The organism is Ignavibacteria bacterium (assembly GCA_025612375.1).
Lineage (GTDB): Bacteria > Bacteroidota > Ignavibacteria > Ignavibacteriales > SURF-24 > JAAXKN01.
The window spans coordinates 116,263-127,266 of sequence record JAAXKN010000009.1; the positions used below are offsets into that span (position 1 = coordinate 116,263).

General features: G+C 42.9%; 9 protein-coding genes and 1 tRNA gene. 2 read left to right on the top strand and 8 right to left on the bottom strand.

Annotated elements, in window-relative coordinates:
* Window positions 1–42: 42 nt before the first annotated feature.
* The 8 genes from HF312_08605 to HF312_08640 form a co-directional block, all read right to left on the bottom strand.
* Window positions 43–387 carry a hypothetical protein gene (locus HF312_08605; GenBank protein MCU7520262.1) on the bottom strand — a complete coding sequence of 115 codons (345 nt, stop codon included), beginning with the start codon at window positions 385–387 and terminating at the stop codon, window positions 43–45.
* A gap of 121 nt (window positions 388–508) precedes the next feature.
* Window positions 509–1,540 (bottom strand): acyl-CoA--6-aminopenicillanic acid acyl-transferase, encoded by a 1,032-nt coding sequence (locus HF312_08610; protein MCU7520263.1) that lies wholly within the window; start codon window positions 1,538–1,540, stop codon window positions 509–511.
* Window positions 1,541–1,659: 119 nt separating this feature from the next.
* Window positions 1,660–1,950: a nucleotidyltransferase domain-containing protein gene (locus HF312_08615; protein MCU7520264.1), complete on the bottom strand. Its 291-nt coding sequence runs from the start codon at window positions 1,948–1,950 to the stop codon at window positions 1,660–1,662.
* Between the two features lie 15 nt (window positions 1,951–1,965).
* On the bottom strand, window positions 1,966–2,391 hold the full coding sequence (locus tag HF312_08620) for a nucleotidyltransferase (protein MCU7520265.1): 426 nt from the start codon (window positions 2,389–2,391) through the stop codon (window positions 1,966–1,968).
* Window positions 2,392–2,543: 152 nt separating this feature from the next.
* Window positions 2,544–2,630 (bottom strand) — tRNA-Leu (locus HF312_08625).
* 121 nt (window positions 2,631–2,751) lie between these two features.
* Window positions 2,752–4,971 carry a PBP1A family penicillin-binding protein gene (locus HF312_08630; GenBank protein MCU7520266.1) on the bottom strand — a complete coding sequence of 740 codons (2,220 nt, stop codon included), beginning with the start codon at window positions 4,969–4,971 and terminating at the stop codon, window positions 2,752–2,754.
* A gap of 1 nt (window position 4,972) precedes the next feature.
* Window positions 4,973–5,698, bottom strand: a complete 726-nt coding sequence (locus HF312_08635; GenBank protein ID MCU7520267.1) for a UDP-2,3-diacylglucosamine diphosphatase — start codon at window positions 5,696–5,698, stop codon at window positions 4,973–4,975.
* A gap of 77 nt (window positions 5,699–5,775) precedes the next feature.
* Complete coding sequence (locus tag HF312_08640; GenBank protein ID MCU7520268.1) at window positions 5,776–7,488, bottom strand: M1 family metallopeptidase; 1,713 nt, start codon at window positions 7,486–7,488, stop codon at window positions 5,776–5,778.
* Between the two features lie 205 nt (window positions 7,489–7,693).
* Between HF312_08640 and glgC the strand changes: the two genes are divergently transcribed.
* Both glgC and HF312_08650 read left to right on the top strand, forming a co-directional pair.
* Complete coding sequence (glgC, locus tag HF312_08645) at window positions 7,694–8,935, top strand: glucose-1-phosphate adenylyltransferase (GenBank protein MCU7520269.1); 1,242 nt, start codon at window positions 7,694–7,696, stop codon at window positions 8,933–8,935.
* A 154-nt stretch (window positions 8,936–9,089) separates the two neighbouring features.
* Window positions 9,090–10,925, top strand: a complete 1,836-nt coding sequence (locus HF312_08650) for an excinuclease ABC subunit C (protein ID MCU7520270.1) — start codon at window positions 9,090–9,092, stop codon at window positions 10,923–10,925.
* The last annotated feature ends 79 nt before the right edge of the window (window positions 10,926–11,004 follow it).

The following is an 11,004-nucleotide window of genomic DNA, read 5'->3' on the forward strand; positions in this document are numbered from 1 at the left end:
AGCCGGGCTTTTTATTGCCATAAGGGAGTAAAAGAGGTATCTCTATTTCTTAAAATTAAAACGCGTATAGCTCAGATTAACATCTTTTAAGAGTTCGCGGGCTTTATCGGCTTCGTCTTCCACGACCATAAGTATGGCGGGATCGACAATGGGGTTTATGTTCTGGATTATATCCCCGCTAATAAAGTAGTGGATCCCCTCGCTGTCAAGGATGCTTTTAATAAAAGCTATGTCCACGAGGTTAAGCGTACGGAGGATTTCAACGAAACGGATATCGGAATCTATCTCATGGTTTTCTTCGGGAAGTTTTTCAACCAGGTCAGCTCCGCAATCGGAGCATTTTGTAAATCCTTCCCTGTATTCAGTTTTGCAGTTAGGGCAGAACATATAAATTCCCCTTTATTGTTAAAATAATATACAAAAATAATTTATAATTGCCAGTTTGACTAACCGGGCCATTGAGCACAGTTCGCCGTAGCTAAGGCTTAAAAATAAAACACTGAGAATTTCACATAAGTCTCCTGTCCTCCTTGAACCTGGTGCTTTTGGGATTGCCTTCTGCTCTATAGACCCGGTTATGTATAATATCAAAGATGGAGGACCAGACGGTATCAAAATTAAGAGACTTATCATACTGGCACATAAAGCCGAATCTGCCGCTCAGTATATTTTTTGCATGACCAATGGCATCGTTATATTCTCCATTTTTGAGGGCGTTATATGCCGTCAGGTATCTTTCTTCCGAAAAATAGGTATTCCCATTGCCTGCATCATATTTTCTCATTTGTCCAGATAAAAATTGATTTACAGTTATAATAAAGTTATTGCCGGCTTTGTTTTTTCCCGGATTCCTGATGTTAATTTCAAACGGGTTACATTCAACTACAGTCATTTTCCCGCTCGTGTCCGCCAAAAGTATGTTACAGCTTGATGCTATGGGTAAATTTTTCAAGGAATTTACTCCTTCAGCAACCGTATTGCAGTTTTCCAGAATATAGCGGACAAGGAAAACCGAATTCAGCCCGGGCATTATCTCTTCAATCTTCGGCATTACAAAGGTCATTGCCGCTACAAGTCCGTGCTCGTTAATTCCCTCCTCCCCGTTAATAAACGAAGAGGTATTCAGTATAAAACGGTTTTTGTTTTCAGGTTCATAATATTCACTCTTACTTACCTTTTTCAAAAAAGGCGGCAGGTCGTTATTCCTGGCGTAATAAATCTCCCCATTTTGAACGAAGCAAAAGGCTGTACAGCCTCTTACTTCAACGCTCTCAGACTCTTCCATATTATACATGCAGCATCCCATGCACATCATCCAGGAAGTAAAAAGTTCATTGTCATATCCTGCCGCATCAGTAACTCCTCTTATTTCCTCGGCGGCTTCAGGGAAATGCTCTTTTAAGAGTTTTGTGCTTTCTCTTCCAAATTCCCTCTGGAATTTGTCCAGCCGGATAGGAAATTCTGCATTAGAGCGCCTGAAAATATTGCCCATTTTTTGGCCCATCAGATAATGAGCGCCCTTTAGTCTGGGATGATACATTTTTCCCTTTTGTAAATGATTTTAATTAAAATTTACAAAGTTTACGCAGATATAAATACATTGTCAAGATTGTGAGGCACTTAAGAAAAAAGGGGTAGGATTTAAGGATTTGCGGAAACTTAAATCTTTTGTAAGTAAAATGTTATTCCGACACGGTTTATGTGTTCAAGAAGATCGTTATTTGAAATTGCAGAATAAATAGATAAGTCAATTTTATAAGGCAGGTCTAATTCGTCCAGTTCATTTAGAATCTTCAGAAGTGTGTCTAATTCTAATTCATCTCCTTCAAGAGTAAGGTCAATATCGGAGCCATTCTTAAAGTTTCCTTTTGCTCTTGAGCCGTACAGGATTGCTTTTTTTACTGAAGTGTATCTGGCAAAACGGAGTTTATTATTCAATTGTTGTCTCATTTAACCCGAACTTCATTATGAGTCCTGTTCTTTACTTCTTAAATCTCCCAACTTCTGCTCCAGCAGAATGAATTCATTCAAGTATTTATTTACTACGAGACTAATTATCCGCCCGGCCGTTTTTTCATCATAAGTGTGAGAGGTCATGTTCCTGCTCTGGATCATCTCAAGCCAGATATCGCCATTTTCAATTAGTCCAAACCTGAAGGCTTCCATTGAAGCATCCTTGGGGCCATAGATAGGCTGGTTTCCCCTGCTCTCCAGAAAATCCTTTAAAGTATTCCAGGCAAGTTCATGTGTAAATTCAAAAGCATGGATGAGACCCTGTCCCTCAAGTTTGGTAAGTTCCCTTTCCCTAGCTAATTCGACAGCCTTTTTTAACTGTTCCAATGCTTTATTGAAATTACTAAAACGCTGTATCCATCTGATGTCTTTATTCATTTCAGAGATCTCTCGGATGAGTCCTGTTTAATTTCAATAAACATAAAGAATTACAAATTTAACAGCAGAAATAGACTTAGGTTTCAATTGTAAATTAGCTAACCCAAAAAATAAAAAAGCTGCTTCTATTAACTAGAAAGCAGCTTTCTTTTTGGTGCCCGGAGCAGGACTCGAACCTGTATGGGAGTTCTCCCACTAGACCCTGAACCTAGCGCGTCTACCAATTTCGCCATCCGGGCAGTCAGAATTTGTAGAACAAATTTAAGCAATTTTTATGTTATTTGAAAAACATTTTTGCTTATAATTGAAAATATTTTTAATACTCAGAGCGCCCCAGAGGCGCTCTGAGCGTAAAATTCTTTAGAACGGAGAAATAGAGCCGCCCTGGTGGATATCGCATTTATCCGGAAGATCATTTTTGTTAATAATGTCTGTAACCTTCTCAGGGCAATATTCCGTTGCCAGCTTAGGCTTCCCTTCTGAAATGGTCTGAGCACAGAAGTCCACAGAAATTACATCCGACGGCAGCTGGAAATACTTCAGCGGCATATCCACGTTCTGGTAAGCGCCTTCCATAAAGCGCCCCCAGATAGGAGCCGCAGCTTTTGCCCCCTGTCCGTACCATCCGGTAAAACTTACCCTTCTGTCGTCAAAGCCTACCCAAACACCTGCAACAAGCTGGGGTGTAAAGCCTACGAACCAGGCATCGCCGAAGTCCTGTGTAGTACCGGTTTTACCTGCAGCGGGTCTGTGGAAAAATCTCCTTACGCCGGCACCAGTACCGTAATCTACCACCGACTGCATCATGCTTGTGGTAATTGCAGCCGTAGACGCTGAAAGGGCCTCTGTAATTTTATCGGGATAGAATTTCTCTATCAGAATTCCGTCTTTATCCTTGATTTCCAGGATTGAAATTGGAGAAACATTTATGCCGTTATTGGCCAGGGTTCCGAATGCCGAGGTCAGCTCCAGAGGCGATACCTCCGAGGTGCCGAGTGCAATTGAGGGCACAAGGTCGAGCTTGCTTTGAATACCCATCTTCTTTGCTATGTTCCCTATCTGGCTTAAAGGAGCGTGCCCTTCAATAATAAGGCGTGCAGTAATAAGGTTCAGAGAATTTGCCAGGCCGCTTCTCATTGTAGTGTACCCGCCTGTTGAAAAATCGCTGTTATGGGGCGACCAGCCATTGTATGTAAACGGCTGATTAAGAAGCGGAAACGAGGGATAAAGCCCGTTTTCAATTGCCGTAGCATAAACTATGGGTTTGAAGGCCGAACCAGGCTGGCGTTTAATGCCGGAAACATGGTTCAGTCCGTACTGGCTCTTCGGATCGGCTCCCCCAACCATAGCCCTGATATGGCCGTTTGAAGGGTCAATTGCAACAAAGCCCACCTGTATGGATGTTTCCACTCTTTTAACCGAATCAATAAACCTCTGGTTAGATATTAACCTGTCATAAATCATTTTTCTTTCGTCAGGGTCTTTTGTGCCCAGGTACATCGGGTTGCTTTTAATCGCCTTATCGACCAGCTGTGTAAGAATATCCTTGTGTTTTTCCCAGTTCCAGCTCTTATTAAAAAGCGGCTGGTATTCTGCCAGGTGCTCGGCAACGGCCTTATTGGCTGCCAATTGCATTCTTGAGTCGATTGTCGTATAGATGTTCAGGCCGTCGCGGTAGAGGTCATAGCCGTACTTGTCGGAGAGTTTTTCCATCTGCCGCCTGATATACTCCATAAAATGAGGGGCAATTGTCTGATAGCTTTCAAACCTTTCGCTACCAAGGGCAATCGGAAGGTTTTTATACCTTTCGTAGAAATTTTCATTCAGGTAGCCTGCTTCCACCATATTTGCCATAACAACATTACGCCTCTGGAGCGAGCGGTCGTAATGCTTTGCAGGGTCGTAATTGACAGATGATTTAAGGAGCGCCACAAGTACTGCCGATTCCGGTACAGTAAGATCCTTTGCGTCCTTATTAAAATAAGCATTTGCCGCCGTCTCAACTCCGTATGCCCCGCGCCCGAAGTAGGAGATATTCAGGTACATGTCCAGAATTTCATCTTTCGTGTATGTCTTTTCGATCTGAATGGCCGTAATCCATTCCCTGATTTTCCTGATCACGGTTTCAAATTTGTTTTCATTTTTACTTTTAAGCTTATAGAGGTTCTTTGCCAGCTGTTGTGTAATTGTAGAGGCACCTTCGCGCATAGAAAGCGTAAAGACGTTCTTTACCATAGCCTTAAAGAAGCGTCCAACATCAACTCCCCAGTGATCGTAGAACTTCCTGTCCTCGGTAGCAATAAGAGCATTCTGGAGGTGTTTCGGGATACTGTCGAGCGGGACTTCTATTCTGTTTTCGATAAAAAACTGTCCAATCAGTTCGCCGTCAATGCCGTAGACCTTACTGGCCAGAACAGGCTTAGGGTTTTCCAGTTCTTCAAGTGAAGGGAGCCCCTTAAAAATATATGCGCCTATAGCCAGGAATAAGATGATGGCAGAAATAGTAGAAATTCTGATAACTTTTTTTCTATCGTATTGGGAGGGTTTCTTTTTTTTATCAGTATTTGAAGTTTGTTCCATTTTATTTCCAATCAACTATTGAAAAGCAGCCGTCTTTAAAGCGGCCGTAACATGGGCCTGAGAGCCAGGAGCCCAGATTAATATAATATCCGTTATTGTACTTTTCGAGCGCACGTCTGTGAGAGTGCCCGAAAATAACGTAATCGAAGCCGGAATCGATTTTCTCCTTTGCGGCTTCAAACATGCCGTCGATCTCACCATAGTCCTTCTGCGTAGTATAATCGCGGCTTTTCCGGCTTGTAGCACTTGCAATGGCAATGCCCAGGTCAGGATGCAGAAGAGAATAAATTTTTTGTACAGTTTTATTTCTAAGAACTGTTTTCAGGATTTTGTATCCCAGGTCGTTTTTTACAAGTCCGTCGCCATGAGCCAGAAAGAAGTGCTTCCCATCGATTACAGGCTCTATTGGTAATTCATACATTTTGGCGCCGATTTCTGTTCCAAAAAAGTCCCTGTGCGAGAAGTCGTGGTTACCAATAATATAGTGCACTTTTGTGCCGCTTTCGGTCAAATCCTGCAGTGCAGTAAGAGTTCTGAAAAAGCCTTTCTGGTAAACGTACCTGTACTCGAACCAATAATCAAACAAATCTCCAAGTATATAAAGTTCTCTTGCTTCTTCCGAAGCCATCTGAAGAAACTTAACCAGGAGTCTTTCTTTACTTTTCTCGGTCTCTTTTGACTGGAGACCCAGGTGAACATCCGATATAAATAGATAGCTGTCTTTCAAAACGCCTTAGACTGATTATTTAATTTTCAAAAATACGCAGAAACGGGCAAAAATGCCCGCTTAAGTAAGCTTAAAATTTACTCTTCCTTCTTAAATGAGGCCAGGAGCCAGCCTGAAGGATCCATGGTAATTCCCTTTACCGGATGGCTGAGCTTAACTTCAAATTCCTGCTGGCGTTCATTTACATAAAAAACCTTTTTTATCTCGTTATCAGACCCTTCAGTCTTAATACTTACCTCCAGGGGGAACCTGAATGTCTGAAATCCTTCCTGGGTTTGCTTTACTTTTAATTTAAGAATGCTGGAATTACCCCCCGAGGCATGGGACTCCCAGTTATAAACGAGGCTTATATTACCGGTACCGGTATAAACCCACTGCTTAAAGAAGTAAGAAAGATCCTTATGGGATTCATTTTCGCATACTTTTATAAAATTACCCGTTGTGGCGCTTTTATACTTATAGGTTTCATAGTACTTTTTAAGAGAGCTGAAAAAAGCGCTGTCGCCAATCTCCCAGCGCAGCATATGCAGCACCCAGGCCCCCTTGTCGTAGACCGTGGAGCTGAAGAGCCCGCTTTGAGGATTATAGAGCGTACCGCTAAAATGGTCCTGGAATTTCTGGAGCATGGTGGATCTGTAGGCCGATGGGCCTGACTCATGTTCTGCAAACAGGGCCTCGCAGTAGGTGGCAAAGCCTTCATTAAGCCAGATATCCTTCCACGTTGCAGGGCTTACGGCATCGCCAAACCACTGGTGAGCCAGCTCATGAATATAAAACTCGTTAAAAAAACGTTTTCCGTTCAGGAAATTTGAACCAATGCCTGTAATAGTCTGGTGCTCCATTGCACCCATCTGCCAGAGGAACTCCGCAACGCCGTATTTTTCTTTAATAAACGGGTATTCGCCGAAAAGCCCCGAGAAGAACCTTATCATTTCAGGGTGCCCTTTGAAGTCGTTTTGCGCCATATCCAGGTGCTCCGGGAAAGCAAAATAGTCGATATTCATCGAATCTTTTGAGGCCGAGACGTACTTTTCCTCAAAATGGCGGTAATCGGCCGAATAGAAGCAGATAAGGTATGTAGTAATAGGATAAAAGGTTTTCCAGTGATAGGTCCTTCTATCCCCTTTTGTCTTTACATCCATGAGGCGGCCGTTTGAGACTGAAACCTTTGCGCTGTCGTTTGTTATACTCATATCCATCAGAGCCTTATCATCCGGCTTATCGTTGCATGGGTACCAGGTAGAGGCGTATATGGGTTCGCTCATATTGTAAGTAACAGAGCGCCCGTTAAAACTATCAAAAACAAAGGATCCGAACCCGAGCTTTTTCGGGGTGCCCTCGTAGACGACCCTCACATTAAAGGTATCGCTTCTAAAGCCGTTAAGGGGGACAGAAAGCCTGGTGTCCTTCTGTTCAAAGGATGAATTCTTTCCGTTGAGTGTAAGGCTTTTTATTTCCATATTCTCATAGAAATTCAGGTCAAGCCTCTCAAGCGATCTATCGAGAAGTACGCCTGATATGGTTACATCCCCTTTTAATATTTTCTTTTCAGGGAATAATTCAATATTTATATCATAATGAGTGATATCGATCTTACTCTGGGCTGGTGTATTATAGGAATCGAGGTTATCCTGCTGCGACATCCTGTATTCTACGTAGTACTCCAGATACGGAATTCCTGCAATAAGCGACTTTACCGGTTCATAATGTAGAGTCCATGATACAAACAGGAGTGCATTAAAAAAAATGACAGATGATATTTGGAATGCCCTCAATTTTAATTTTGTCATAACAGATATTAAATAAAAGATGAATCGTTATATGACAAAGTTAAGCCTATAATTTAAGTTTGACAAGTTAAATTTTCAGGTTTACACCTCACAGGAAGGCAGAGAGAGCTGAGGTTAAAAAATTGTTAATTTTTGATTTAATGGTTGCTTAAGTCAGGAATTTTTAATTTTTTTATATATCATTTAAAAGTAACGAGGAAAAATTATGTTGTTTGCAGGTTCCGCACTACTTAGAGATACTCTATCGATGATACTGGCAGGCGGACAGGGCGAAAGGCTGGCCCCGTTGACTGAACCGCGCTCAAAACCTTCAGTGCCCTTCGGAGGTAAATACAGGATAATCGACTTTACTCTTTCGAACTGTCTTAATTCAGGCTTGAGGAAGATCTACGTGCTGACGCAGTATAAATCAGATTCACTTAATCAGCATCTTTACGAGGCCTGGAGCATCTTCAACCCCGAGCTGGGCGAATTTATCTATTCGATACCTCCGCAAAGGAAAATAAGCGGAGACTGGTACACCGGAACCGCAAATGCAATTGAGCAGAATATCAACCTGATTGAAGTAAACAACAGCAAATGGGTGCTCATTTTATCGGGCGATCATATTTATAAGATGGATTACCTGAAGATGCTGCAGTATCACATTGACAGGAAAAGTGACGTAACGATAGCAAGCATAGATTACCCAAAGGAACAGGCAAGCCGTTTCGGCGTAATAAATATCAATGCCGACTATAAGGTTTCAGGATTTGTGGAAAAGGTGAAAAATCCCCCTGAAATTCCGGACAAGCCGGGCTACTCTTTCGTTAATATGGGAATGTACGTTTTTAATGCCAAGATGTTAATAGACGTATTCCGTGAGATGTCTGAAAAGAACCTGCCGAATAACGATTTCGGGAAGCACATCCTCCCATATATGATAAAAGCCGGTTACAGTATTTATGCATATAAATTTCAGGATGAGAACAAGAAAAACGACGTATACTGGAGAGACATCGGGACAATTGACAGCTATTTTGCCGCAAGCATGGACCTTATAAGCGTAAGCCCTGAATTTAACCTTTACGATACGAGCTGGCCCATAAGGACTCTGCAGCTGCAGCTTCCGCCTGCCAAGACGCTTTCGCACGAGGGGGAAAGAGTTGGCCGAAGCCTTAACTCGCTTATCTGCGACGGTACGATAGTCTCAGGAGGCCTGGTTGAGCGATCAATCATTGGGCCTAATGTAAGAGTAAACAGTTACTCCTATATAACGGATTCAATTATATTCAACAACTGCAACATAGGGCGCCATGCAAGGATAAGGCGCGCCATTATTGACAAGAACGTCAACGTTCCGGAAGGCTTTGAGATCGGTTTTGATCCCGAAGAGGACCGCAGGCGTTTTGCTGTCTCGGAAACGGGCATTGTGGTTATACCTAAAAATTCGATATTAAAGAAGTAGGAATTAAAGTCTCATCCCGGGAATACCGGGCGCAGTACTTTGAACCTGAGAGACGTTTTTTACGTTTAAATCCAATTAATGGTTTCATTAATTGGATTTTTTATGTATAGTAATGACGGGCAATATTTTCCCGCAGTATAAAATTAAAACTTAAATGAACACTGAATTAGAGACAAAATTAAATAACCTCCCTACCAGTCCGGGGGTATATCAGTTCCTGAACGACAAGGGGAAGGTAATATATGTTGGCAAGGCCAAGAACCTGCGTAACCGCGTAAAGTCATATTTCCATACAAACATAGATTCGGCAAAGACCAGGGCACTTGTAAGCAAGATTGAGGATCTTCAGCTTATTGTAACTGACACCGAGGTGGAGGCCCTGGTGCTTGAAAATAACCTTATCAAGGAGCTTACGCCAAGGTATAATATTCTTCTTAAGGACGACAAGACATTCCCCTATATTGTGGTTACAAACGAGCCTTTCCCGAGGATATACCCCACGAGGCAGGTTGTGCGTGACGGCTCTAAATATTTCGGTCCCTATACGGACGTCAAGAGCATGAAGAATTCGCTCCGGATGATAAACGAGGTCTTCCGGATCCGCAACTGCAAGTTTTACCTGGATGAGGCTGTAATTGAAGCGAGGAAAGTAAAACTATGCCTGGAATACCACATAAAAAAATGCGACGGGCCGTGCGAGGGGTTAATCTCGCAGATAGCCTACCGTGAGATGGTAAACGAGGCGATAAAGGTTTTAAGAGGAAAAACAGACGACCTTATTTCAGAGCTGCAGGGAAAAATGCAGACTGCAGCAGAGGCATTTCAGTTCGAAAAGGCGGCCGAGATAAGGGACAAAATTGAACATCTCAGCATCTATTCCTCAAAACAGAAGGTTGTGGCAAAAGACATGACGGACCGCGATGTAATTTGTGTTGCATACGAAGGACGGGACGCGGCATGTTCAATTTTTAACATCAGAAGCGGAAAGCTTGTTGGCAAAAAGCAGCTTAAGCTGAGTGTTGAGGGCTCTGAAGAGACGGCCGAGGTTTATTCTGCGGCAATTAAGTTTTATTACAATGAGCTCGTGGAAATTCCGAATGAAATTATTCTTGAAGCCGAGCCATCGGAATTGGAAACTCTGACCGAGTGGCTGGAGAAAGCCGCAGAAAGAAGGGTTAAATTTGTAGTCCCCCGGATAAGCAGCGACGTCATGTCGCTTATGAAGATGTGCAAGCAGAATGCCATACTTCAGCTTAAGGAGATACAGCTTAACAAGATGAAAAAAGAAGGCAACGTGCCTTATGTTCTGGCTGCCTTGAAGCGCGATCTGAAGATGAATGTAATTCCAAAGAAAATTGAATGCTTTGACATTTCCAACCTCCAGGGCACCGATACAGTGGCAAGCATGGTGGTTTTTGAAGACGGCAAGCCGAAGAAAAGCCAGTACAGGAAATTTATAATAAAGAATGTTGAAGGCCCGAATGACTTTGAGAGCATGCGTGAAGTAATTGAGCGCCGCTACAGCCGCCTTAAAGAGGAGAATGAGCCGCTGCCGGAACTCATTATGGTGGATGGCGGGAAAGGACAGCTTTCAAGTGCCGTGGAGATACTGGACAGCCTTGGCTTTAAGGGATATAACATAATAGGCCTGGCAAAGCGCCTGGAGGAAGTTTTCTTCCCGGGAGAGTCGGATGCCTGGATAATACCAAAGACATCTTCAAGCCTGAAGCTTCTGCAGCACGTTAGGGATGAAGCTCACCGCTTTGCAATTACATTTCACCGTTTAAGGCGGAGCAAGAGAACCTTTACCTCTGAACTCCTTGAAATTGAAGGCATAGGTCCCGGCACGGCGGAAAAACTCCTTAAGGAGCTTGGAAGCCTGAATGCCGTAAAAGCGGCATCAAGAGAGGACCTGGCTAAAATTACCGGAGGCGCAAAGGCAGAGGTTGTGTACAGGTACTTTCATAAGGAGGAGGATGGGAAAGGTTGAGGTTGAGGTTAAGACTTAGAGGAGGACAGGAAATGTGCAAAGTCAAGTTCCCCTGAATTTTTTGCAGGTAAATAAAAAG

Coding starts and splice junctions, on each gene's coding strand:
- HF312_08605 (MCU7520262.1), bottom strand. CDS start 387: ATGTTCTGCCCTAACTGCAAAACTGAATACAGGGAAGGATTTACAAAA.
- HF312_08610 (MCU7520263.1), bottom strand. CDS start 1,540: ATGTATCATCCCAGACTAAAGGGCGCTCATTATCTGATGGGCCAAAAA.
- HF312_08615 (MCU7520264.1), bottom strand. CDS start 1,950: ATGAGACAACAATTGAATAATAAACTCCGTTTTGCCAGATACACTTCA.
- HF312_08620 (MCU7520265.1), bottom strand. CDS start 2,391: ATGAATAAAGACATCAGATGGATACAGCGTTTTAGTAATTTCAATAAA.
- HF312_08630 (MCU7520266.1), bottom strand. CDS start 4,971: ATGGAACAAACTTCAAATACTGATAAAAAAAAGAAACCCTCCCAATAC.
- HF312_08640 (MCU7520268.1), bottom strand. CDS start 7,488: ATGACAAAATTAAAATTGAGGGCATTCCAAATATCATCTGTCATTTTT.
- glgC (MCU7520269.1), top strand. CDS start 7,694: ATGTTGTTTGCAGGTTCCGCACTACTTAGAGATACTCTATCGATGATA.
- HF312_08650 (MCU7520270.1), top strand. CDS start 9,090: ATGAACACTGAATTAGAGACAAAATTAAATAACCTCCCTACCAGTCCG.